The organism is Bradyrhizobium sp. AZCC 2230 (assembly GCF_036924495.1).
Lineage (GTDB): Bacteria > Pseudomonadota > Alphaproteobacteria > Rhizobiales > Xanthobacteraceae > Bradyrhizobium > Bradyrhizobium rifense.
In genome coordinates this window covers 1936945-1960501 of the sequence record NZ_JAZHRS010000001.1, presented here as the reverse complement: position 1 = coordinate 1960501, position 23557 = coordinate 1936945, and the positions used below count along the sequence as shown (strand labels likewise).

25 protein-coding genes and 1 pseudogene are annotated in these 23557 nt (G+C 63.1%); 11 read left to right on the top strand and 15 right to left on the bottom strand.

Annotated elements, in window-relative coordinates; translation table 11 throughout:
* Nucleotides 1–75 precede the first annotated feature (75 nt).
* Nucleotides 76–483, bottom strand: coding sequence for an ACT domain-containing protein (locus V1280_RS09495; RefSeq protein ID WP_334522196.1), 408 nt, complete (start codon nucleotides 481–483; stop codon nucleotides 76–78).
* 198 nt (nucleotides 484–681) lie between these two features.
* On the opposite strand from V1280_RS09495, the gene V1280_RS09490 reads away from it, so the two are divergent.
* Nucleotides 682–837 carry a hypothetical protein gene (locus tag V1280_RS09490; RefSeq protein WP_334522193.1) on the top strand — a complete coding sequence of 52 codons (156 nt, stop codon included), beginning with the start codon at nucleotides 682–684 and terminating at the stop codon, nucleotides 835–837.
* Nucleotides 838–853: 16 nt separating this feature from the next.
* Here V1280_RS09490 and V1280_RS09485 read toward each other — a convergent pair whose 3' ends face one another.
* On the bottom strand, nucleotides 854–2143 hold the full coding sequence (locus V1280_RS09485; protein WP_334522190.1) for a DNA polymerase IV: 1290 nt from the start codon (nucleotides 2141–2143) through the stop codon (nucleotides 854–856).
* Nucleotides 2140–2451, bottom strand: a complete 312-nt coding sequence (locus V1280_RS09480; RefSeq protein WP_008130066.1) for a DUF3572 domain-containing protein — start codon at nucleotides 2449–2451, stop codon at nucleotides 2140–2142. The genes V1280_RS09485 and V1280_RS09480 overlap by 4 nt, the downstream gene beginning before the upstream one ends.
* Nucleotides 2452–2701: 250 nt before the next feature.
* Here V1280_RS09480 and V1280_RS09475 point away from each other — a divergent pair, with 250 nt between their 5' ends.
* Both V1280_RS09475 and V1280_RS09470 read left to right on the top strand, forming a co-directional pair.
* Entirely contained in the window at nucleotides 2702–3067 is a 366-nt protein-coding gene (locus V1280_RS09475; RefSeq protein ID WP_008566616.1) for a response regulator, read from the top strand.
* Nucleotides 3068–3081: 14 nt separating this feature from the next.
* Nucleotides 3082–4455, top strand: a complete 1374-nt coding sequence (locus V1280_RS09470) for a PleD family two-component system response regulator (protein ID WP_334522183.1) — start codon at nucleotides 3082–3084, stop codon at nucleotides 4453–4455.
* 160 nt (nucleotides 4456–4615) lie between these two features.
* On the opposite strand, the gene V1280_RS09465 is transcribed toward V1280_RS09470, so the two are convergent.
* The 5 genes from V1280_RS09465 to V1280_RS09445 are packed head-to-tail and all read right to left on the bottom strand — an operon-like array spanning nucleotide 4616 to nucleotide 9099.
* Nucleotides 4616–5320, bottom strand: coding sequence for an ABC transporter ATP-binding protein (locus tag V1280_RS09465; protein ID WP_334522180.1), 705 nt, complete (start codon nucleotides 5318–5320; stop codon nucleotides 4616–4618).
* Nucleotides 5313–6059 carry an ABC transporter ATP-binding protein gene (locus tag V1280_RS09460; protein ID WP_334522177.1) on the bottom strand — a complete coding sequence of 249 codons (747 nt, stop codon included), beginning with the start codon at nucleotides 6057–6059 and terminating at the stop codon, nucleotides 5313–5315. Before V1280_RS09460 ends, V1280_RS09465 begins: the two co-directional genes overlap by 8 nt.
* Nucleotides 6056–7066 (bottom strand): branched-chain amino acid ABC transporter permease, encoded by a 1011-nt coding sequence (locus V1280_RS09455; protein ID WP_334522174.1) that lies wholly within the window; start codon nucleotides 7064–7066, stop codon nucleotides 6056–6058. Before V1280_RS09455 ends, V1280_RS09460 begins: the two co-directional genes overlap by 4 nt.
* The gene (locus tag V1280_RS09450) at nucleotides 7066–7935 is read right to left on the bottom strand and encodes a branched-chain amino acid ABC transporter permease (protein ID WP_334522172.1); all 870 of its coding nucleotides are present in this window, start codon (nucleotides 7933–7935) and stop codon (nucleotides 7066–7068) included. The genes V1280_RS09455 and V1280_RS09450 overlap by 1 nt, the downstream gene beginning before the upstream one ends.
* A 15-nt stretch (nucleotides 7936–7950) precedes the next feature.
* Nucleotides 7951–9099 carry an ABC transporter substrate-binding protein gene (locus V1280_RS09445; protein WP_334522169.1) on the bottom strand — a complete coding sequence of 383 codons (1149 nt, stop codon included), beginning with the start codon at nucleotides 9097–9099 and terminating at the stop codon, nucleotides 7951–7953.
* A gap of 25 nt (nucleotides 9100–9124) precedes the next feature.
* On the opposite strand from V1280_RS09445, the gene V1280_RS09440 reads away from it, so the two are divergent.
* Nucleotides 9125–10132 carry a GntR family transcriptional regulator gene (locus V1280_RS09440; protein WP_334522166.1) on the top strand — a complete coding sequence of 336 codons (1008 nt, stop codon included), beginning with the start codon at nucleotides 9125–9127 and terminating at the stop codon, nucleotides 10130–10132.
* Here V1280_RS09440 and V1280_RS09435 read toward each other — a convergent pair.
* Nucleotides 10126–10737 (bottom strand): TetR/AcrR family transcriptional regulator, encoded by a 612-nt coding sequence (locus tag V1280_RS09435; protein ID WP_334522163.1) that lies wholly within the window; start codon nucleotides 10735–10737, stop codon nucleotides 10126–10128. The two genes, V1280_RS09440 and V1280_RS09435, sit on opposite strands and share 7 nt — an antisense overlap.
* A gap of 131 nt (nucleotides 10738–10868) precedes the next feature.
* On the opposite strand from V1280_RS09435, the gene V1280_RS09430 reads away from it, so the two are divergent.
* Both V1280_RS09430 and V1280_RS09425 read left to right on the top strand, forming a co-directional pair.
* A complete protein-coding gene (locus V1280_RS09430; RefSeq protein ID WP_334522160.1) occupies nucleotides 10869–12107 on the top strand; it encodes an MFS transporter in 1239 nt (412 codons plus the stop codon).
* 541 nt (nucleotides 12108–12648) lie between these two features.
* Complete coding sequence (locus tag V1280_RS09425) at nucleotides 12649–13140, top strand: cupin domain-containing protein (protein ID WP_334522157.1); 492 nt, start codon at nucleotides 12649–12651, stop codon at nucleotides 13138–13140.
* 47 nt (nucleotides 13141–13187) lie between these two features.
* On the opposite strand, the gene V1280_RS09420 is transcribed toward V1280_RS09425, so the two are convergent.
* The 4 genes from V1280_RS09420 to V1280_RS09405 form a co-directional block, all read right to left on the bottom strand.
* Entirely contained in the window at nucleotides 13188–14267 is a 1080-nt protein-coding gene (locus V1280_RS09420; protein WP_334522154.1) for an NAD(P)H-dependent flavin oxidoreductase, read from the bottom strand.
* A gap of 9 nt (nucleotides 14268–14276) precedes the next feature.
* On the bottom strand, nucleotides 14277–14990 hold the full coding sequence (locus V1280_RS09415) for an SDR family NAD(P)-dependent oxidoreductase (protein ID WP_334522151.1): 714 nt from the start codon (nucleotides 14988–14990) through the stop codon (nucleotides 14277–14279).
* Nucleotides 14991–15127: 137 nt separating this feature from the next.
* Nucleotides 15128–15784 carry an AraC family transcriptional regulator gene (locus V1280_RS09410; RefSeq protein WP_334522149.1) on the bottom strand — a complete coding sequence of 219 codons (657 nt, stop codon included), beginning with the start codon at nucleotides 15782–15784 and terminating at the stop codon, nucleotides 15128–15130.
* Nucleotides 15785–16270: 486 nt separating this feature from the next.
* The gene (locus tag V1280_RS09405; protein ID WP_334522146.1) at nucleotides 16271–17524 is read right to left on the bottom strand and encodes an acyltransferase family protein; all 1254 of its coding nucleotides are present in this window, start codon (nucleotides 17522–17524) and stop codon (nucleotides 16271–16273) included.
* 316 nt (nucleotides 17525–17840) lie between these two features.
* On the opposite strand from V1280_RS09405, the gene V1280_RS09400 reads away from it, so the two are divergent.
* Nucleotides 17841–18671 (top strand): transglutaminase-like domain-containing protein, encoded by an 831-nt coding sequence (locus tag V1280_RS09400; RefSeq protein WP_334522144.1) that lies wholly within the window; start codon nucleotides 17841–17843, stop codon nucleotides 18669–18671.
* Nucleotides 18672–19199: 528 nt separating this feature from the next.
* Here the strand turns inward: V1280_RS09400 and V1280_RS09395 are convergent.
* Both V1280_RS09395 and V1280_RS09390 read right to left on the bottom strand, forming a co-directional pair.
* On the bottom strand, nucleotides 19200–19400 hold the full coding sequence (locus V1280_RS09395) for a hypothetical protein (protein ID WP_334522141.1): 201 nt from the start codon (nucleotides 19398–19400) through the stop codon (nucleotides 19200–19202).
* Between the two features lie 200 nt (nucleotides 19401–19600).
* Complete coding sequence (locus V1280_RS09390) at nucleotides 19601–19867, bottom strand: hypothetical protein (protein ID WP_334522138.1); 267 nt, start codon at nucleotides 19865–19867, stop codon at nucleotides 19601–19603.
* Nucleotides 19868–20094: 227 nt separating this feature from the next.
* Here V1280_RS09390 and V1280_RS46745 point away from each other — a divergent pair.
* The 4 genes and pseudogenes from V1280_RS46745 to V1280_RS09370 all read left to right on the top strand — a co-directional run.
* A pseudogene (locus V1280_RS46745) lies at nucleotides 20095–20226 on the top strand (MFS transporter); the annotation flags it as partial.
* A 401-nt stretch (nucleotides 20227–20627) separates the two neighbouring features.
* On the top strand, nucleotides 20628–22022 hold the full coding sequence (locus V1280_RS09380; RefSeq protein WP_334522132.1) for an ammonium transporter: 1395 nt from the start codon (nucleotides 20628–20630) through the stop codon (nucleotides 22020–22022).
* Between the two features lie 74 nt (nucleotides 22023–22096).
* A complete protein-coding gene (locus V1280_RS09375) occupies nucleotides 22097–22441 on the top strand; it encodes a hypothetical protein (protein WP_334522129.1) in 345 nt (114 codons plus the stop codon).
* Nucleotides 22419–23546 carry a DUF6745 domain-containing protein gene (locus V1280_RS09370; RefSeq protein ID WP_334522126.1) on the top strand — a complete coding sequence of 376 codons (1128 nt, stop codon included), beginning with the start codon at nucleotides 22419–22421 and terminating at the stop codon, nucleotides 23544–23546. Before V1280_RS09375 ends, V1280_RS09370 begins: the two co-directional genes overlap by 23 nt.
* Nucleotides 23547–23557: the final 11 nt, after the last annotated feature.

Sequence of the window (23557 nt, the reverse complement as noted above, 5' to 3'; positions counted from 1 at the left end):
TCGGGCAAAACAGTGGCACTCTGCCATGCTGGCGTTTTTCAAATGCGGTACGGGCTGGCCGCCATGTTCGACGCGCTACGAAGCCTGCTCTTTGGATAACTCTCGCAGAAGGGCCATCGCGTCGTCGGCCCTGTCGTCCGGCACGAAGAGATGGTCGTGGTGGAAAGCCGAAACCGCATTCACGCTGATGCCGGCTTCGGCGAGACGTGCCGTGATCGCGGCCAGGAAGCCGACCGCATCGAGCGCTGAGTGGACCGTCAGAGTGATCATAGGTGAGGCGAATGCGTGGTGGAGTCCTGCCGCTTCGGCTTCTTCGCGCTGGATGACGAGTGTGGTTCCTTCCTGCTCGCGGAACGTCAGCAGCGGGTCGACCGCCGCCGGAATGCTTTCGTTTGGCGGAATCGTGCAAAACACGAAGATGCCTGGCTGCATCTCCGGCTTCATGTCCTTTAACAGCGCGTTGAGATCGCGTTCGCCCGCCACAGTTGTCAGCCTTTCAGCGCGCGTTTGAGTCAAGCGCTTGGGAAACCCATCAGCGTCGGGTCCTGGCAGGAGCCTCGCCAACATACCTTTGTATACCTGTTCTATTCCTTGTCATGCGCTGCTCTTACGCTCGTACAATTGAGCAACGGCGGGGCTTCTTACAATCTGAGTCCACTCGGGTCACTGCGAGGAGGCTCAATGAGCGTCGTCATTCGAAAACTCAACGGCTTGTGGCACCTCATGGTCGGGTCTTGTCAGATCCGGACTCCGTTCCCGGAGACTCAGGACCGGCAGTTGGTCGTTCAATACGCCCGGCGCGCCTATCCGGGCGCCAGGATATTCGAACACGACTGATTTCAACCGAGCCCAATCATTCCTGCGCCTTCTCCGGCCCGTCATACGCGATGCCCCGAATGACGGCGGCGCTGCCGAACTTCTTGCGCAGACTGTCCACGGCCCGCTCAGCATGCGCGGCGCGGCGGTCGAGCATGTCGGTGTCGTCGGCGGCGGAGCCTTCGCGCAGCGCGCTGACGCCGGCGCCCATCAGGCGGAAGGCGGTGCCGTCGATCTCTTTCGCCAGCATCTCGCGGCAGATCGCGAAGATCTTTGCGGCAAGCTGCGTCGGCGCCGCGATCGATTGCGAGCGCGTGCGCTGGCGGAAATCGGCGGTCTTGAGCTTCAGCGTAACGGTCGAGCCGGCGAGTTCGCTGCTCTTCAGGCGCGACGACGTCCTCTCGCACAGCCGCCACAAGATCTTCTCCAGCGAGGCGAAATCGCGGATGTCGCTTTCGAACGTGGTCTCGCTCGAAATCGTCTTGGCGCCGCGATCGGCCTCGACACGGCGGTCGTCGATGCCGCGGGCGAGCCGCCACAGCCTGCGGCCGTCACTCGGAAACTGCCGCATCAGCTCGATTTCGTCGGCCTTCTGCAGGTCGGCGATGATGCGGAAGCCGCGTTGCACGAGGCGCTCCTGCGTCGCAGGCCCCACGCCGAAGATGAAGCCGACCGGCTTTTCGGCGAGCATCGCGCGCGCTTCCTCCTGATCGAGCGCCGCAAAGCCACGCGGCTTGTCGAGATCGGAGGCGATTTTTGCCAGGAACTTGTTGCAGGACAGGCCGACCGAGACAGAGATGCCGACATCGCGCTCGACGTCGCGGGCAAAGCGCGCCAGCACTTTTGCCGGGATCATGCCGTGCACCCGCTCGGTGCCGGAGAGATCGAGAAAGGCCTCGTCGATCGAGAGCGGCTCGACCAGCGGCGTCAACGCCTGCATGGCCTGGCGCACCTCGCGGCCGACGCGGACATATTTCGCCATGTCAGGCGGGATCACGATCGCATGCGGGCAGGCCTCCAACGCTTTGAACATCGGCATCGCCGAGCGCACGCCATAGGTACGCGCAATGTAGCAGGCCGCGGACACGACGCCGCGCTTGCCACCGCCGATGATGACGGGCTTGTCGGCGATGTCAGGATTGTCGCGCTTCTCGACCGTCGCGTAGAAGGCGTCGCAGTCGATATGGGCGATGGTCAGGCTCGCCAGCGTCCGGTGGCGGACGAGACGAGGGGAGCCGCAGGCGGAACAGCGCCGCAGGCCGATATCCAGATCGGCCAGACAATCCCGGCAGAAGCAGCGGGGCCCGGCCGGATCGGGGGTGGTCACGGCACATCGCGCTCCCAGGTCCGGTCGCCGAGCGCATCGCCCAGCACCTGCCGCGCTGCGGCAACGTTGGTCGGATGCAGTTCCGAGGCCTTGGCGAAGGCCTTCACGGTGTCGTCATCGCGCAGCACGAAATCGAGCACGCTGAGCAGGAAATTAGGGTCCGAGGCGGCGTTCCGGAGCGTCTCCGGGCCAACCCCTGTCTCAGCCAGGAACAGGCCCAGCCGCTCGGGGTCGCCAGCGACAAAGGACAGCGCCTGAATCGCAACGATTTCAGCGACTTCGCGGGGGTTGTGAACAGGCTTTTTCACGGGCCCGGTTTGCCTTTCCGTTAACTTTCGGTGTCTACTTTGGAATATGCCCGAGTCTTGGGACTGAGTCTCGGTCCTGAGTCTTGCGGGCCCAGACAAGCAACTGGAAACCACATCGCAGAAAGTGGCCCCTCGGGTTTAACGAAACTAGAGCGAATCTGAGGCTAGTTTGAATCCAGTTTTCGAAGCGCCGGAAAGCGGCGCCTGAGGCGTCACATGGATAGGGCTTCGTGCCAATCAGGAGGGCGGGATGGCTAAGACCGTCCTGATCGTGGAAGACAACGAGCTCAACATGAAGCTCTTCCGCGACCTGTTGGAGGCGCACGGCTACCAGACCTCCGGCACCAGCAACGGCTACGAGGCGCTCGACCTCGTGCGCAAGATGCGGCCCGACCTCGTGCTGATGGATATCCAATTGCCGCAGGTCTCGGGCCTGGAGGTGACGCGCTGGATCAAGGACGATCCGGAGCTGCGCGCCATTCCCGTCGTCGCGGTCACGGCCTTCGCGATGAAGGGCGACGAAGAGCGCATCCGCGAGGGCGGCTGCGAAGCCTATTTGTCCAAGCCGATCTCGGTCGGCAAATTCATTGAGACGGTCCGGCGTTTTATCGGATAGGAAGTGAGTTCACAGTGTCCGCGCGTATCATGGTTGTCGACGACGTTCCTGCCAACGTCAAACTGCTCGAAGCCCGTCTCTCAGCCGAATATTTCGACGTGATGACCGCCTCGAACGGCACCGAGGCGCTGGCGCTGGCCAGCCGCGCCGAATGCGACATCATCCTGCTCGACGTGATGATGCCCGACATGGACGGCTTTGAAGTCTGCCGCCGCCTCAAGACCGATCCGGCCACGCACCACATTCCCGTCGTGATGGTCACCGCGCTCGACAGCCCGTCCGACCGCAATCGCGGACTGGAAGCCGGCGCCGACGATTTTCTGACCAAGCCCGTCTCGGACGTCGTGCTGATCGCGCGGGTGCGCTCGCTGACGCGATTGAAGATGATGACCGATGAGCTGCGCATGCGCGCCATCACCTCGCTCGAGATCGGCATGCAGGCGCCCGAGCGCAGCGCCATCGCCGATGCAGGCAAGGGCGGCCGCATCCTGCTGGTCGACGACCGGCAGTCGTCCTATGAGCGGCTGGCGACGATCCTCGCCGCCGAGCACGCCATCGACGTCGAGCCGAATCCGACCGAGGCGCTGTTCCACGCCGCTGAAGGCAATTACGATCTGCTGATCGTCTCGCTCGACCTGAACAATTTCGATGGCCTCAGGCTCTGCAGCCAGGCCCGTTCGCTGGAGCGCACCCGCCACGTGCCGATCCTGGCGATTGCGGAAGCGGAAAACGCCACGCGGCTGCTGCGCGGCCTCGAGATCGGCGTCAACGACTATCTGCTGCGCCCGATCGACAAGACCGAGCTCTTGGCGCGCGCCCGCACCCAGATCCGCCGCCGCCGCTACACCGATCATCTGCGCGACAACGTGCAGAACTCGATCGAGATGGCGATCACCGATGCGCTCACCGGCCTGCACAATCGCCGCTACATGGAGAGCCATCTGGCGACGCTCGCCGAGCAGGCCTCGTCCCGCGGCAAGCCGCTCGCGCTGATGATTCTCGACATCGACTATTTCAAGTCGATCAACGACAATTACGGCCACGACGCCGGCGACGACGTGCTGCGCGAATTCGCGGTGCGCGTGCGCAAATCGATCCGCGGCATCGATCTCGCATGTCGCTACGGCGGCGAGGAGTTCGTGATCGTGATGCCGGAGACCGATCTCCACGTCGCCGGCATGGTCGCCGAGCGCCTGCGCCGCTCCATCGCGGGCGAGCCGTTCGCCGTCCACAAGGGCACCAAGCGCATCGAGGTCACGATCTCGATCGGGCTCACCACGCTGGAGCAGAAGGGCGAGGCGGTCGCCGACGTCCTCAAGCGCGCCGACACCGCGCTCTACCGCGCCAAGCACGACGGCCGTAATCGCGTGGTGTCGCAGGCGGCGTGAGGCCGCTCGCGACAAAAAAGTGCGAAAAACAACCCTATGCACAGTAGCCGACGCCTGTCGGATCAATGGCTTATGAGCCAATGAGGCCGTTTGACTCGTCGGGCAAAACAGGCGCATTTTGATATGATCGGGCAGGGCGTGGCGGAGTTCCCTCCGGCCCCTAGATTCCGAGATAGGCCGACTGGACCTGTTTGCTGTTTGCGAGCTCCTCGCTGTTTCCCTGCATGGTCACGCGCCCGCTCTCCAGCACGTAAGCGCGGTCGACCAGTGACAACGCGCGGCTGACATTCTGCTCGACCAGCAGGATGGCGGTGCCCATCTTGCTGATTTCTGCAATCTTCTCGAACGTGACGTCGGTCATCACCGGCGCAAGGCCAAGTGACGGCTCGTCCAGCATCAAGAGCCGCGGCTTCAGCATGAGACCGCGGCCGACCGCGAGCATCTGCTGCTCACCGCCGCTCATTGTCCCCGCGAGCTGCTTTTTGCGCTCGGCCAACCGCGGAAAGATCTCATAGACGAGCGCCATCGTCTTGGCGCGTTCGACCTTGGCCTTGGGCACAAAGGCGCCGATTTCCAGATTTTCCTGCACGGACATCTCGGGAAAAACCTGGCGCCCTTCCGGGACATGGGCGATGCCCAATTCCGGAACCTTGTGAGGTGGCAGCGAGGCCAGGTCGATGCCGTCGAAACTGATGATCCCCGACGTGAGGCGAACCAGTCCGGAGATGGCGCGCAGGGTCGTGCTCTTGCCGGCACCGTTCGCGCCCAACAGACCAACGGCTTCACCGGCGTTGACGCGGATCGAGACCTGGGAAATCGCCGGCACCGCACCGTAGACCGCGCTGACGCCCTTGAGCTCAAGCATGGGCCCCTCCGCCTGCACCTGCATAACCGGAGCCGAGATAGGCACGGACGACCTCGGGATTTTCGACAATCTCCTTCGGCGCGCCCTCCGCGATCTTCTGGCCGTGGTCGAGCACGACGATGTGTCGGGCGACCGCCATGATCGCGCGCATCACATGCTCGACGATCACGATCGTGAGCCCGCGCTGCGACAGCTTGCCGACCAGCGCCACCGCCTGATCGATCTCCGCCGGGTTGAGCCCCGCCATCACCTCGTCGAGCAGCAGGATGCGCGGCTGTGTCGCCAGCGCGCGCGCCATTTCCAGCCGGCGCTGGTCGATGGTGGTGAGGTCCCTGGCCGGCGTCTGCTCGCGCGCGGCGAGCCCGACGAAGTCGATGGCCTCGCGCGCCTTTTCGCGCGCGGCCATGACGTGGCGATCGCGCAGGAACGCGCCGGTCATGACATTGGCAAGCACAGTCATCGCGCCGAAGGGCTTTGCGACCTGGAAGGTGCGTGCGAGGCCCAGCGCGCAGACGTCGTGCGGTTTCAGGCCGACGACTTCCTGCCCGAAGGCCAGCACGGAGCCGGAATCGGCGCGATGAAACCCGGTGATGAGATGAAAGCTCGTGGTCTTGCCGGCGCCGTTCGGCCCGATCAGCGCCACCGTTTCGTTCTGCTTGACGGTGAAGCTGACGTCCTGCACTGCGCGCAGGCCGCCGAAACGCTTGTTCAGGCCCTTCACCACCAGCGCATCGGTCATGGCAATGTCCTCATTCGCGCCGGACGCCGGTCGAGATGCCGTTGCCAGAGGTCGTTGAACAGGCCCATCAAGCCGGTCGGCCGCCACAGGATGATCGCCATCAGGATCAGGCTGTAGACGGTGAGCTGGATGCCGCCGGTCGAGGAGCCGAGCCAGCTTTGCAGCAGAGCCGAGGTGGTCTCCAGCAACACCGTGCCGACCACCGGGCCCCACAGCGTGCCGATGCCCCCGACGATCGAGACCAGCGCGGCCTCGATCGAGATGTTGAAACTGAACGCGGTCGCGGGATCGATGAAATAGATGTACTGGACGTAGAACGTGCCGGCGAGCGCGGTGAGGAACGCGCTGATCATGTAGATGTGGCGCTTGATGCGCGGCGCGTTCACGCCGATCGCCTCCGCCGCATCCTCGTCCTCGCCGATGGCGATGAGGTAGTAGCCCATCCATGAACGCTCGATGCGCCAGGTGATCACCAGCCCCAGCACCAGCAGGCCGAGCACCACATAATAGTAGGACGCCTTGGTCTCGAACTGCATCATCAAGGGCGAGCTGCCGAGATTTGGAATGGTGGTGCCTTCGGCGCCCCAGGCGAAATCGCGGAACTTCAGGAAGATCAGCATCAACGCCTGAGCGGTCGCGATGGTGGCGATGGTGAAATAGGGGCCGCGCAGGCGAAAGCAGAGCCAGCCGACCGGAAGGCTCGCTAGCATCGCGACGAAGCCGCCGGCAATCATGCCGATCCACGGCGAGATGTTGAAATCGATCTGCATGATGGTCGAGGTATAGGCACCGAGCCCGAAATAGGCGACGTGGCCGAGCGACAACTGCTTGGCATAGCCACCCATCAGGTTCCAGGCGACGCCGATGAACGAGAACAGCAGGATGCGGATGAAGATGTCGACTGCGAACCCGTTCGTCACGAGTTGCGGCAGCAACAGCATGATCATGCCCAGCGCGGCCAGCGCGACCACCTGCCAACTGCCGGTGTTGTTGATGTCCTTGCCCACTAGCGCATTCTCCCACCGCCAAGGCCTTGCGGCCTGAACGCCAGCGTCAGCAGCAGCATGGCAAACACCACGATCAATCCGGAATCGGCGCCGACGAACTGGATGCCGAGCGATTCTGCAACTCCCATCATCAGGCTTGCGACCAGGGCGCCGAGCACATTGCCGAGCGTGCCCAGCACGACTGCAACAAAGGCCATCAGCACGAACACCTGGCCTACGAACGGATAGGCCGAATAAAACGGCATCAGCAGCGAGCCCGCAGCACCGGCAAGCGCCAGGGCTGCACCGAAGGCGACGCAGAACACGCGGTTGGGGTTGATGCCCATCAGCGTCGCGACATCGCGGTTCTGCGCCGCCGCGCGCATCGCCTTGCCGAGATCGGTCGTGTGCAGGAAGGCCCATAGCGCGCCGCTCAAGGCCATCGCGACCACGAAGGCGATCAGCTTCGCTTCCGGAATGTAGAGTCCGCCGAAGTGAAGGGCTTCGTCCGAATAGGAGGTGTGAACCGTGCGGTAGTTCGCGGTGAACAGCAACAGCGCAAGATTGAGCAGCAGCAGCGACAGCGCAAAGGTCAGGAAGATCTGCGGCATGTCGTTTGGTCCCAGTACCCTGCGGATGAGGAAGTGCTGGATCAGCACGCCGATCACGAACAAGGTCGGCATCGACACCAGCAGCGACAGAAGCGGATCCACGCCAAAATAGGTGGCGAGGAAATAGCTGATGTACATTCCGATCATCACGAATTCGCCCTGGGCGAAATTGACGATCTTCACGACGCCGAAGATCAGCGTCACGCCGATGCTGACGAGTGCGTAGATGCCACCGATGAGCAGGCCGTTGATGACGGCCTGAGCCACTGTCTCCAGCATTGCGACTTCTCGTCTTCAGCTTTTGATGAGCGGTGCGCGGGCATCTTCCTTGGGGAAGACGCTGGCGAGGTCGCCATTCTGCCACTGCACCCCGACGGGGCGGCCATAGGCATTCTTGCCATCTGGCTCGAACCTGACCCTTCCGCCGGGCGCCATGGCTGCATAACCCGAGGATATTTCGAGCGTCGACAGCGCCTCTCGCACCTTCTGCGGATCTGCGGAGGCCGCGCGCTCGAGCGCCTCCGCCAGCATGAAGGTCTGTGCTACCAGCCCGCCGGCATATTCGAACAGGAAATCGCCGGTGATTTTCTTGTAGGCCTCGTTCACCTTCTGGCAGTCCGGGCTCATGTCGTGATTCCAATGAGCGACCCCTTGCAGGCCCTCGGCCAGCTTGCCGACATTCTTGTAGAAATCCGGAATGACAAAGCCGCCGGAGCCACCATTGATCGCGACGTTGAGGCCGACCTGCTTCACCGTGCGCACGATCAGGATCAGATCGTTGAGGTAGGAGACTGAAAACAGCGCATTCGCCCCTGACGCCTTCACCTTGTTGATCAGGGGGCCTGCATCGGTGAAACCCGCCGAATAGGGTTCGAACATCACGATCTCGACGCCTTCGCCCGGTGCCAGCTCCTTCAAGCCGTTCGAGGTGGAGGTGCCGAAAGCGGTGTTCTCGAAGATCACGGCCACCTTCGGCTGGTCGCTGACGAGCTTGGCCATCTGGAGCTGCGCGCGGGCGAATTGCGAGGCGCGCGCGAACGGCGTGAAGGTGAATTTGCGGCCCTTGTTGAGCTGGTCGGAGCTCGAGCCGGTGATGATCGGCACCTTGGCACGCTCGCAGACTTCGCTCGCGATCAAGGTGAGCGCGCTGGCGAAGCAGCCATGGATCGCCGACAGTTTGTTGCCGGTGATCAGCCGGTCGGTCTCGGTGCGGGTCACCGTCGTATCGCTCTGCACATCGGAGATGATGAGGTTAAGCTTGGCGCCGCCGAGCGACTTGATGCCGCCAGCCTCGTTGATCATCTCGACCGCAAGCTTGGCCGCGGCGACGCAGCCGGTACCGATCTGCGCCATGCTGCCGGTGGTGGGATAGAGCGCGCCGATATTGACGACGTCAGCAGCGTAACCACGGAGCGGCACCGCGCCGAAGGCGCCGGCAGCCAATGCGCCGCCTGCCTTGATGAGGAATTTGCGGCGGCTGTGCTGGCTGGAGGGGAGGGGGTTCGAAACGCACTCGCGATCGCGGACGGACTTGTGGCGTTGTCTTGTCATGCCGTTTCCTCCCTGTTCGGATCTGTCGCCGGGCCTAAAGGCCCAGCCGTCCGCATTGTCGAGAAGCGTAATCCCATTCAGAATTGTTTACAATATCGTCTACAATATTATTATCGGCTCAAAGCAAGCGGCGCCTGAGCGGCGCGTGTTGACGGATCAGGACAGCATGGCCGTAAAATCGATCAAGCCAGGGAAGGTCGGGGTGAAGATCGCCGAGAAGGCCTTGGACAAAGCCGCCGACGGATGTGCCGCGCAGGCGCCGGCCGCGGCCGATTTGATTGCGCGGCGGATCGAGGAAGATATCGTGCTCGGGCGACGGCATCCGCGCGAGCGTCTGATCGAGCTGGATCTTTGCGATCTGTTTCAGACTCATCGTGGTGACGTGCGGCTTGCGCTGTTCGAACTGGAGCGGAAGGGACTGATCGAGCGCATCCCCAATCGGGGCGCGATGGTGCGCGGATTGACGCCGCGAGAGGTGCGGGAAATCTACGCAGTGCGCGAGGAGTTGGAGGTGATGGCGGTGCGCATCATCCCGTTTCCTGTTGCATCAGTCGAAATCAGCCGGCTCGAAGACCTTCACCGCGAGCATAGCGCAGCCGTCGCAGCCGGTGATCTGCTCACCGTGTTTTACAGCAATCTGAGCTATCACCAGACCTTGTTCGGCCTGTGCGGCAATTCTTGCCTGATCGAGACCATCGATCAATTGGCGCGGAAGGTCCACGGAATACGCTTCTATGCCAACGCATTGCCGGAATCGCTCGATCGCGCGCGCCTCGATCACCTGAAGATGATCAAGGCGCTACGCGGCGGCCGTCGTGACGAGCTGATCTCACTGACGCGTCGGCATCTAAGACCCTCGCCGGAAGCCTACATCAAGGCATATGAGCAGCGTTTCGGTAAGAGCGACGCGAGCAGTCATTACTGAGGTGCGCGCTTGCCTCGGGTGGCCGTCGGCTTCGCCGCACCACTACCGACATCCACCCCGGCATTCCGCAGCAGCACCTTCGCCGCTTCCTTCGCCGCGCGCGCCATCGCGGGGTCATCTCGCACGAGGTCCTGCGCGATGGAGCCGTCGACGAGCAGCACGAGCTGCGTTGCGAGCCCATCCGCTTCCGCTACGCCAAGCTCGGTCAAACGCTCACGAAACCAGACGCGGCGGCTTTCCTTGAAGGCGATAGCGATCTTCTTCACCGCGCGGTCAGTGGGGCCGAGCTCGGCGACGGCATTCACGAACGGGCAGCCGCGAAAATCCTTCGCCGAAAAGCGCCGCTCCAGCGAATCGAAGGTGCCGAGAATCTGTTCGGCGGGCGGCTTGTCGGAGGGGCGCTGAGCTACGAAGCGGCGCTCGAGATAGGCCGCGATCAGCGCGTCCTTGGAGGGGAAGTGGTTGTACAGCGTGCGCTTGGAGATCCCGATCTCGGCTGCGATGGTGTCGACGCCGATGGCGCGAATGCCTTGCAGATAGAACAGCTTGTCGGCGGTCTCGAGGATCCGCTGTTTCATCGTTTGTGGGGCGGGCGGGGGAGCCATGCGGGCTAAGAACATCCACTTCGCTTGACAGTGCGACCCTTCTATAGACTAATTACACAGGTCTGTGTAACCGAAATCAATGCGAATTGCAGACGCCGGCACGCGTACCGTGCCCACGAGGGAGAACAACAATGCCCCTGTTGCAGGTCCTGCGTCCGACATTGCCGATCCTGATCGGCGCCTCGATCATGCTGACGCTGAGCATGGGGCTGCGGCAGTCGCTCGGTATCTTCATGCTGCCGTTGACGCACGACATCCACCTCTCGGTGTCGGACTTCACGCTGGCACTGGCCGTGCAGAACCTCGCCTGGGGCTTCCTCCAGCCGCTCGCCGGCGCGATGACCGTGCGCTACGGCTTCCGTCCCATCATGATCGTGGGCGCTTTGATGTACATCGCAGGCCTCATCTTGATGACGACCGCGAACGGCCTCGTCAGCATCATGATCGGCGCCGGCGTGCTGATCGGCACCTCGCTTGCCTGCACCGCGGCTGCGATCGCGATGTCGGTGGCGGCACGTGCTGTGCCTGCGACGGTGCGCTCCACCGTGCTCGGCATCGTCTCGGGCGCCGGCTCGCTCGGCGCGCTGCTGTCGGCGCCGATTGGGCAGATGCTCAACGAGGGCTTTGGCTGGCGCATCGGGCTTGCCGGCTTCGTTGTGATGTCGGTGCTGATGATCCCGGCTGCGTGGTACGCCGGCCGCGTCGACGCCATCCCGCTGCCGAAGCCGGCCGCCGACGACATTGGCGACGCCACGGCTGCGTCCGTCGCGAAGTTGGCGTTCGGCAATGCCTCCTTCGTGGTGATGACCTGCGCTTATCTGGTCTGCGGCATGCAGCTGGTGTTCCTCACCACGCATCTGCCGTCATATCTGGCGATCTGCGGCCTCGATCCGATGCTGAGCGCGCAGACGCTCGGCATGATCGGCGGCTTCAACGTGCTGGGCTCGCTGTTCTTCGGCTGGGCCGGCCAGCGCTGGAACAAGCTGGCGCTGCTGGGCGGCATCTACATCCTGCGCTCGCTCGCGCTCGCCTGGTACTTCATGCTGCCCGCGACACCGTTCTCGACGCTGCTGTTCGGCGCCATCATGGGCTTCCTGTGGATGGGCGTCGGGCCGCTGGTCGCGGGCGCGGTCGCCGAGATGTTCGGCCTGCGCTGGCAGGCCATGATCCAGGGCCTCGCCTTCATGAGCCACCAGATCGGCAGCTTCCTCGGCGCCTACGGAGGAGGGGTGATCTACGACGCGCTCGGCTCCTACAACATGGCCTGGCGCATCGGCGTGGCGCTGGGCTTGGCCGGCGGCATCATCCAGGTCGCGTTCGCGCTGATCCGGCCGGGTCAGCCGCCGTCGCCGGTGCTGCGGACGGCGTAGCCGGGGGCGGGTGGTCGCTATTATCTTCAGCTCGGGGCCATGCTGCCTGGTCGCGATGGGTTGCTTGTGACCCGAAGCAGTCATTCGATCGCGACCTATATCAAATCCGAAGGCTCCTGGACCGCTACCGATAAAGGCCCGGACAGATATACTGGTGGTATCCTCAGCTTCGGGACCGTCATGCAGCGGCGCGATCCCACCGGACCGAACCACTTCAGGCGACATACGATGATGCGGCAGCATGGGCGAAACGGTCAATGCGGGAGCAGGCGAGCCACTCCCCTCCGATACGTGTATTGGCCGCAAGCAGCGCGCTCGCGGGGCGGCTGGATGACGCGCACGCGGCAATCGCGCGCCTTCGCGAGTTCGAGCCAAATTTTCGAATTTCAGATTTAAGGAGCCGGACCCCGCTTCGTCGCCCGCAAGACCTTGCAAGGCTTGCCGATGGTCTACGAAAGGCAGGCCTGCCTGAGTAATGTGTCGAGCAGCATTCTCTTATTGTGGCATTCTCAATTTTGAGTTTCGGTCAATGGAGCACGCGATGGCAAACAACAACGAGATCGAGCCGAAGTCGCGCACCGCTGCGCCGCAGGGCTATGTGCTTGGTGCCGGAGGGGGCGAGCGCCTGATCCATTTTCGTGACGGCGGCAACATTTTCATAAAGGTCGACCCCGCAGCCGGGTCCGGTCATCTTGGCTTGGGCACGCAGCAGCTACCCAAGGGCTCCAGCATTCCGGTTCACCGACATCTCGACCGGGACGAGGCCTTCTACGTGTTGGAAGGCGACGGCACTGTCACCCTCAACGATGTGCGCTACTCCTGCGAACGAGGTGGAACGGTTTTCATACCGAGGAACACGTGGCACGGTTTCATGAATCCGGATCGGGAAATGGTTCTGCTGTGGATCATGGTGCCCCCGGGCCTCGACGGCTTCTTTCGCGAAACCTGCAGCCGACCAGGCGAGATACAAAGGGAATTGACGCGGGAGCAGATCAACGCGATCGGTCTCAAATATGGGACGGAATACAGGTAGGGATGTGAAGACTTTTCATCGCACATGCGAGGACGTTGAGTCAGCTATCAGCCGCCTCCCAACTTGGTGGCTTCCCGCACGAGGATGTCCATCAGCATCCTGGCGGGCATCTCGCGGGCAAGCGCGGCTGCCTGGCCTGACCAGAGTGGCATGAAATCGGCGCTTCCTTTCTGCTCAGCCGCGGCACGCAGCGACGGCAGTTCGCCCATGGGCAGCGGAAAGTCCGGCGCCGCGTCCGACCAGGGACCAATCTCGGTGGCAAGGCGATTGACCAGAACCCTCGCCGGTCGCCCGGAGAACACGTTTGTCACGACAGTCCGGTTCGACCGCGCGTTTCGCAGGGCCTCGCGATAGAGCGGGGGCGTTGCCGCCTCGGCACAAAGCAGAAAGGCGGTTCCAAGCTGCACGCCGGCGGCCCCGAGTGCGAGCGCCGCTGCGATCCCACGCCCATCCCCGATCCCGCCGGCTGCGATCACGGGCACGCTGACGGCGTCGGCGACTTGTGGCACCAGGGCGAACGTGCCGGCCTGTGAGGCGACCGCGCGCTTGCGGTCGGAATCGAGGAATAAGCCTCGATGTCCTCCGGCTTCGTACCCCTGAGCGATGATCGCATCGGCACCATGCTTTTCGAGCCAGCATGCTTCGTCGACTGTCGTCGCCGATGAGATCACCTTGCAGCCAGCTGCCTTGACCCGATCGACCAATCCGGGCTCGGGCAAACCGAAATGAAAGCTTACCACCTCCGGCCGGACCTGTTCGACGACGGCGGTCGCGACATCGCCGAACGGAGCGAGATCGAGGCGCGGTGGAACCGTTGCGGGGTCGATGCCCAGTTCGCGATAATACGACGAAAGCTTCTCATGCCATGCACGCTCGCGGGCGGCGTCCGCCTTTGCCGCATCGTGGCAGAAGAAATTGAGGTTGATTGGATTCTTCGTGAGCCGCCGTAGCTCGGCAGCGGTCTTTGCAATGAGCTCAGGCGTCAAGACGGCGCAACCGATCGAGCCCATGCCGCCGGCATTCGAGACCGCGGCTGCAAGATCTACCGTGCCCAATCCGGCCATCGGCGCCAGCACAATCGGATGCTCGATCTTGAACAATTCAACAAGACGTCGGTCAGACCACATTGCACCCTCCTACCAGCGGCCGGCGGACGCGCCCCCGTCGACATGCATGATCTCGCCGGTGACGAACGCCGCCCGCTCAAGATACATCACGGCGTCGACAACCTCCTGTATCTCGCCCATGCGGCCCATCGGCTGCAAGCCTGCGAGGAAGCCATGCGCCTGCGGCGCATGCATCGGGGTCGCGATCGCACCGGGTGATACGGCATTCACGCGGATATTCCGGCTTGCGTACTCGATCGCGAGCGAGCGGGTGGTCGCGTTGAGCCCGCCTTTGGTGAGCGCCGCGAGCGCCGCCGCCAGGGAGGCCATCGGCTGCTCGGCGATCGTGGCCGTGATATTGATGATGTGACCCGAACCCGCGAGCAGCATCCTCGCCGCCGCCCGCTGCGTCAGATTGAAAAAGCCCGCGAGATTGACCCCGACCATCGTGGCGAAGTCGGCCTCGGAATACTCGGTAAAGGGCTTCGCAATGAACAGGCCAGCATTGTTGACGAGCGTATCGATCCGTCCGAAGCGCTCGATGGCCAGTTCCACGATGCGATCGGCCGTCTCTGCGCTGGCGATATCGCCGGCGACCGCAAGCACCGATGGATCGTCGCTGCTGCCGATCGAACGAGAGCTGGCAACGACGTGATAGCCGATATCGCGATAGGCCTTGAGCAATCCCGCGCCAATGCCGCGCGATGCCCCGGTGATGATGGCAACCTTCCGCTCGGACATCATGTTCGCTTCTCCTTCACGCAAAATGCATGGATGGGCGAACAGTTACCCTGATCGAGGCAATGCCGCTTTGCATCGCCTGCTCAGCTATTGTCATTTCCTGCCGTCGGTGGCTGCCAATCGTTACATCGGTAACAAAGTCAAGCCAGCAGGTTTCGCCGATATTGCGCCGGCGTCTGGCCCGTGGCTCGCCGGAAAGCGCGGGTGAAATTGGCCTGGCACGAAAACCTGAGCGCGAGGGCGATATCGATCAAGGCCCGGTCCGCATGGCAGAGCAGATCTTTGGCGCGGTCGAGGCGCCTTGCACTGACATGCCGATGCGGCGATTTGCCGATGGCGGCCTTGAACGCGCGCGCGAAATAAAACTCGCTCAGGCAGGCAACCGACGCCAGCCGCGCGACCGTCAGATCGCCCTCCAAATTGGCTTCGATATAGTCGAGCACGCGCGCCAGTCTGCGTCGGTCGAGCCCTTCGCCTGAAGCCGGCGTGACCAGGCCGGACTGCGATGCTGCATGGTTCTGGATCAATCTCGCCACCAGGCTCAACGCCAGGGTTTCGGCGAGCAGCCTGCCCGCGGAAGTCTCGTGTTCCAGTTCGAGCATGATGGCATAGGCGATCTCGGCCAGCAGTGGATCGCGGAAGCCGCCCTTGCGGCGGAGCGAATCGATCGCGGTGGCGTCGAACCCTTCACCCAGATTGTCCGACAAGAACAGGCTGGGCGGCAGGTAAAGATGCAAAATCGCCGGCACCGGCTCCGACATGTCGATCAGGCCTTCCTGCACGCCGGCCGGACGCAACCAGATCGTTCCACGTTCGGAGACGGTCGAGTCGATGGCGCCGTCCAGCCGACGCGTGACAACGGACCGATTGCCGCGCACATCGACGCAGATCTCGGCATCAGGCTGCGGCTTATTCCAGGCAACCGTACCGCTGTGGCTGCGAAGCTCGGCCGTGAGATTCGACCAACCTCGCGGGGCGGATGAGGCCAGCAGCCCGGCGACGCCGTATTTGCTGGAGCCGCGTTCGCCTGACGGCGTCGGCTGAGATGTCAATTCCTGATTTCGGCCAAATGAATTCACGCGGGCGTTACCTTTGGACATGCACCGGGCTCGACGCCGTTAACGTGGCCGGACTCGTGGCTGACCGCAACTGTCGCCGTCACCTTATCACGCACCTGCGATCAACGCAGCATAGCCCTCATTCCCGTTATTGGCCCCTTAGCGGACCAATCGCGGTATGACGGAGCTCGGTTTTGAGGACGGCGTAGCCAGGGCAGCAGACGCTTATCCGGGCTCCGCCACCGCGACCTTCACCTTGACCGAGACGGGCAGCGGAAGGCGCAGCCCTAGTCCTCGAGCCAATGCCGGGCGCCTTGATGCCGACAGCCTCTTTGGAAGCTTTCCGAAATGCGCAAGAGTTAGCATCAACGCGGATCTGACGGCTGGCTCGATCTTCGCGCAAATGAACCAGCAGACCAGCATCAGCAGACCCAGCGCGATCCATACGGCCGAGGTCGCGTCGAGGCCGGCATCGATCAGGGCACGAATGATCGCCGTGCCAATGACGTTATGGGTGAGATAGAGCGGATAGGTGATCAGTCCGAGCGTTCTCAAATAGGCTGGCGCCTTGGGAGAAGCGATGCTCGCAGAGCGCCTGCTCCGGTTCGCGGCCAGCGCAATGAGGAGCACCGCCGCCGCCCAAACCATGATCGGCACAACGACTGATTGATCCGCGATGGCGGGTATGGACGTCAGAAAGAAAGAGGCAAAGACGTAGATCTCTGCGGCGCCCGAGAGACAGGTGATGGCAACGGCGACCCGTTCGAGCCTCGTCAATTGTCTGTTCGCAGACATGAACAGCCAGATCCCCAGCGCAAAGAAGCAGCCATGGCTCAACAGGAATGCAGCGCACGGCACCCGAAACATCAGGATGACGAGATAGGGCAGGTCGGATGGCGTCGTGCATGATGCGACCTGCAGCGCGACCGCATTGAATATTGCGCTGCAGATGGTGAGACCCCACGCCAGGTGCCGCAGCGTGATCCTCTTCGTGAGCATCGCGCAAAACACGAGACCATAAAACGCCGTCTCGGCTGCCAGCGTCCAATAGACCTCGTCGAGCCATTGACCTGTGACGCCCTTGGGCACCATCAGCATGGCGTGGATGTAGGGCAGAATGAATTCGGATGCCGGTCCATTCCCGAAGAGAAGCAGAGCGAGGAAGGTCGCGGTGCCGCAAACCCAGACGGCCGGATAAAGCCTGAGCGCGCGACCAAGAAGAAACTCGCCCGGCGAAGACTGGCTTGCGGAGTTCGCGATGACGAAACCGGAAATCACGAAGAATATCTCGACGCCCACCCAGCCGAACCACGTGAACGGGGCGGCGGAGGGGTAGATGACGTCGGCGGCGACGGTACGCTCGAAGCCGGGGACGCCGATCGAAACCCAGGCCCAGGACCAGAACATCTGATGAAAAATGGCGACCCCGACGGCGGCCCCGAAGCGCAGCGGATCCAGCAACGGCAAATGGCTTTTCACGGCAATGGACCAAATTCATGCAGCGATCCCGCTGGAGATATTGGATCGCCTCATGACGCTCTTTGACGTGGGTCACACTTGCTCCGCTGCCCAATTTCGAGGCGCCATAATGCGTTGGACGCGCAATTGAACTTTAGGCTCCCGAGGCGATTGTTCCGATATCGCCGAGTGGGACGTGGTATCGTCGCCTGAGAGCCATTTCTCTCCAGCCGATCAGCCGGGCGACTGTCGCCTGTCACGCCAAGGAGGCCGCCTCGATGCGTGGTCTCAGCGAATGCCGTTTTCCAATTCAACCAGCTGGAGTCAGGCCCTTCGCATGAAAATTCGTGTCGGCTTCGAGATGATCTACGACTTTCCGCAAGCGACGCCTGTGATCGCGGTGGTGGGCATGCACTTCACGCGGGCCTCCGACGTCATCGTGCCCGACTACCTCACAAGCCAGCCCTCTGTGCCGATCACGCCCTATCGCGACGGCTTCGGCAACTGGTGCAGCCGGATCGTCGCACCCGCCGGTCGTGTGCGCCTCTCCGCCGATGGGTCGGTGCGCGATAGCGGTTTGCCCGATGTGATCGTGCCCTCAGCCACGCAACACGCCGTCGAGGATCTGCCGGCGGACACCATCGTCTACCTCCTCGGGAGCCGGTACTGCGAGACCGACCGGCTGTCCGACATCGCATGGAAGCTGTTCGAGAAGACCAAGCCGGGCTGGGCCCGGGTCCAGGCGATTTGCGATTTCGTTCACAATCATATCGCGTTCGGCTACGAGCACGCCCGCGCAACCAAGACGGCGTGGGAAGCCTTCAACGAGCGCAAGGGCGTTTGCCGCGATTACGCGCATCTGGCCATCTCGTTCTGCCGCTGCATGAATATTCCCGCGCGCTATTGCACCGGCTATCTCGGCGACATCGGCATGCCGCCACCGTATGCGCCCGGCGATTTTGCCGGCTGGTTCGAGGCCTATCTCGGCGGCCGCTGGTACACCTTCGATGCGCGCAACAACACGCCGCGAATTGGCCGCATCCTGATCGCACAAGGCCGCGATGCCGCGGATGTTCCGATCACCCAGACGTTCGGACCCAACACGCTCGTCAGCTTCAAGGTGTGGACGGATGAAGTTGTGGAGACGTCCGGCGCCGCCTCGAGCTGAAGTGACCGCGATTGACCTCGCTATCGGGGAGAGGGCCTGCTATACTCTTCACATCACCGCACGCTGCCGGGCTGCTATCGGTGACTGAGAGCATTGCGCTCCCGCCTTGACCTCAAAGGGCGGTCTGATGTCCGACAGTCGCAAATTCGAACTTCGCGAGCGGCTCGTACCGCCGGTGCTGGTGCCGATCTTCTTCGCGCTGCCGATCGCCGTCGCAGCCGTTCTGTAGCGATCGCTCTGCTCGGCCAAGATGCGCGAAAGAGCAAGCCGATCGCCCGAAACCGATCAGGAGTTGGAATGGCAAACACAGCAATCATCAGGGACGCCTATGGGATTCCGGCAACCTTCGTCGGTTCAAAAACCGGCCGGGACGACGCTCCCTTCGTTTTCGTCAGGGTTGGAAACGAAGAGCGGCGGATGCGATGGTCCGAATGGGATGCGCTTCCAGCCTGGACCGGCGCGCCGCCACCCTGGGCAGGCAAACAGAAACAATGACGGGATCGCCTTAACGGCAGCCGCTGCTGGAGATCATGTCGGAGCGCGCAGCCCGGGCGAACTCACCCACTGATTGATCTCAATCGTGTTGTCCATCTGATCGGCCTTCCGCAGCAGCTCGGCGCGACGAATGCCAACAGGCAAGTGTTCAGCCTGCTTCCGCAAGTTGAAGGCCTCTTGCGTCAAGCGGAATTCCAAAGTCGAAGGTTGATCGAGAACTCGCAGCCGCGACATGATGCACGCTCCCTTGCTCGGTGAGGGCGGGAGTGCAAGACGCGCTCTCATCACCGGTAGATGCCATGGGCCGGGCGGTGCTGATCCCCATATGGGTGGTTGGTGGCATTTGAACCAGACCGCGATCAGATCAAATCTTGATAGCTTGAAGTCGAAATGCCTGCAGATGGCGTTTCCAGCGATTTCCTGGCGCTCATCTGTCATTCGTTGACGGCGCTTGCATCTGCAGCCTGCGCGTTGGCGAGATCGATCGAACCGATCGAGACCATCTCCATGGAGCCGCGGACGTTCTCCGAGGGTACCGTGATCATCGTGGCGACGCGGCGATAAGCCGGGAAGCTGAGACCCTCGATCGCCTCCTCGTCGGTGACGACATCATATGTGCCGGCGGGCAGCAGCCGCTCGATGCCGCGGATCCGAAACGGATGTCTGAACGTGACGGCTTCTCGCCGCGAACGGATGGTCATGCAGGCCTGCCTTTTCGACAAGAGGGGCTCAACCGACCTGGCAATACGACCATGCGCCCGTTGCGCGGCAATAGCCAGTACTATCGCCGAAACGTGGCGCGCAGCGGCTGGTCGAGACGACCGCACACTTTATCGGTGTGAACCAAAGTGCGCTGAGGTTGCGTGGCGATCAGGCAGGCAGGAGCGAGGACTGATCTTGTCTCGCACGCCGTGCGGCGACCTGCCTGGTGATCTACGACGCACTCGGGTCCTACAACATGGCATGGCGCATCGGCGTCGCGCTGGGTCTCGCCGGCGGCATCATCCAGGTCGCGTTCGCGCTGATCAAGCCGACCGCGCCGCCCTTGATGCGAACCGCGCAGGCATTGTCAGCCGCTGCTCATTCGTTGGGCGATACGCTACTGCGTGAAGCAGCGCGTGGCACGGTTGCCGCAAAGCAGCAAACTGGAATCGAAGCGCATTCAGCAGCTTGAATGAATCGTGTCGATGGTGCGAATCTTGCACGTCCTTTTACCAAGAATTGGAACCGTCTCTGACGCTTTCCGATCTGGCGACAAGGGAAAGGCCGATAAGCCATGAGGCTGGTCGATGCCAGTCTCCAGCCATCGACGCTCGACGACCTCATCGCGCCGAGCCGCGATCATTGTGTCCCGAAAATCCGAGCTGATCACGCTGGCGTTGTCGCGCCGGCGCGAATGATCATCTCTGCGGTTCCACTCAAACAAGGCCCAGAAGACATCTCTTGCGACTTGGGAGGACGATGATGGAATCAAGAACATCCGCGCGCCAAAGGCTCGTGACATTGGTGGTCGCGTTGCTGGGAATTGCACTTCTGTACCTCGCCCTGGGCGACGTTGCGCTCGCGGAGGATGCGGGCCCGCCCGCTTGCGGCGGCAAGATCCTCGAGAAGTGCACGCCCAATCCTGGCGATACCGCCTGGATGCTCACCTCCGTTGCGCTGGTGCTGATGATGACGGTCCCGGGGCTCGGGCTGTTCTATGGCGGCATGGTGCGCAAGAAGAACGTGGGCGATACCGTGATGACGAGTTTTGCGGTGACGTGCCTGGTCACGATCCTGTTCGCGATCCTGACCTACAGCCTGGCCTTCCGAACCGGCACGCCGTTCATCGGCGGGCTGGACCGCATGTTCCTGAAGGACATCCTCAGCGACATCGGCAAGGGCGGGATCGGTAACCCCAATCCGCTCGCGGCGACCATTCCGGAAAGCGTCTACATCTGCTTCCAGATGACCTTTGCGATCATCACGCCGGCGCTGATCGCAGGCGCGTTCGCCGAGCGGATGAAGTTCTCCGCGATGCTCTGGTTCATCGGCTTGTGGGCGATCTTCGTCTATGCGCCGATCGCGCATTGGGTGTGGGGCCCTGACGGCATCTTCTCCTCCGGCAACGACGCCGCCTGGGTCAAGGTGCTCGACTTCGCCGGCGGGACTGTCGTGCACATCAATGCCGGCGTGGCAGGCCTGATGTGCGCCATCATGCTCGGCAAGCGCAAGGAGGCGGGACCGGCCCACAACATGGTGCTGACCTTCATCGGCGCCTCGCTGCTGTGGGTCGGCTGGTTCGGCTTCAACGCGGGCTCTGCGGTGACGGCAGGCATGCAGGCCGGCATGGCGATGCTGGTGACGCAGATCGCGACCGCCGTTGCCGGCTTTACCTGGATGCTGGTCGAGTGGTCGCTCAAGGGCAAGCCGACGGTCGTCGGCATCTGCTCGGGCGCGGTCGCGGGCCTCGTCGCCATCACGCCCGCGTCCGGATTCGTCGGCCCGATCGGCGCTTTCGTGATCGGCATCGCGGCCGGTGTTTTCTGCTACTGGGGATGCACCGGACTCAAGAGCATGTTCAGTTATGACGACGCGCTCGATTGTTTCGGCGTCCACGCCGTCGGAGGCATTGTCGGCGCGCTGCTCACCGGCATCTTCGCCGTCGAGCAATATGGCGGCACCGCGGGGGCTCTGGAGGGAAATCCGGGCCAGTTCATCAACCAGTGCATCGGCGTCGCCACGGTCTTTGTCTACGACGCCGTCGTCAGCCTGATCATCCTGTACGTGATCAAGCTGTTTATCGGTTTGCGGGTGTCGGAGGATATGGAGCGCGACGGTCTCGACCTCGCACTGCATGGCGAGGTCGTGCACTAGATCGCCGATGACGATGTTGAACCAATCCGGCCATCCGCGTGCCCAGCGGATGCGCCGGCACGGGAGAAGGCACGATGACCGAGATCTTTGCGCAAGGTGACCTGCTGATTGAGCGGGTACCCGATGTGGCGCCATCGGGAACGCTCGCCGAAGCCGCCGAAGGTGTGCCGGTGGTCCTCCTGGAGGGCGAGGCCACGGGACATTGTCACGCGATCCGCGAACGCGTGACGCTGTTTCGCGACGACGATCTGGCGCGCGACATTCCGGCCGGGCTCTATGTCGGGCATCTCCTGATCGCCTCGGCCTATGCGCGGGTGACGCATCAGGAGCATGCGCCGTTGACGCTGCCGCGAGGGACCTATCGGGTCCGTCGCCAGCGCGAGCTTGGGCCTCGGGATGCGCGCGTCCTCGCCGACTGAGCAGGCGCTGTCCGCGGAGCAGACGGCGGCGTTTGGCGATTACCGTGCGCGGTGGAGAGCCATATGGCGCTCGACTGCACCTGCCGATCGCGACACCGCGGAACAGGGCGTGCGGCTTGCTTATCAGGCCGCAGGACTGGAGCCGCCGGCCCGCATCGTATGGTGCGACAGCCCGCTGGCGCTGGCTGGGCTTGCCGTCCGGATGTCGCGCGATGACGGCCGCAATGTGCGCTTTCGTCTCGTCGATCGCCTGCGCCGGCGCATAGCTTCGCTAGTCGAAGCGCGGGTTCACCGGAAGGTGCTTGCCGCGGTCGACAGCGCAGTCAATCCCGCCGACCAGCTGGTCGCCGCTGCGGCTGAGGCGGTGATACGGAACGTGCCGGAGCAGAATCTGTCCATGCTGGGCCAGCTGCGCCGAACCGGTCTGTCGTTGCCCGGCGTGCAGCAGGCCCTCACCGCCCCGCGGGGCTTTTCGAACTGTGCAGCGGGGCCGCACGATCTGTCTTGGCTTGGCGCGTACGATTATCTCCGCGAGGTCCTTGGTCTGCGCGCTGAGACGGAGCCGCTACGCGGCCTGATGCGGCTCGCGACGAGTGTGGGCTGGCTGCTGCCGCACGAGCGCACCTGCCGGCTCGCGGATCGACCGAACCTCATGTGCGGTGACGCGCGCGACCGGCTGCATCACGCAGGCGGTCCGGCGCTGCGTTATCCCGACGGCTGGTCGATCTGGGCCTGGCGCGGGGTGGAGGTGCCCCGCTGGATCATCGAACATCGGGACCGGATCACGCTCGCTGCGATCGACGAGCAAGTCGACGTCCAGGTCCGCCGCTGCATGATCGAGATCATGACGCCGGAACGTTACGTCGCGTTCGGCGGCGCCACCCGTGTGGCCGAGGACGAGACCGGAATCCTGTGGCGCCGCAACTGGCTCGCCGCGGACGCTTGGGCGGCCGTGGAGGTCATCAACGCCACGCCTGAGCCGGACGGCACGCGCAGGCATTTCTTCCTCCAGGTGCCGGCCAATCTGCGCACGGCGCGCGAAGCAGTCGCATGGACCTACGGCATGAGGGCGGAGGCCTATGCACACCTCGTGCTGAGGACGTGATGCATGCTTGG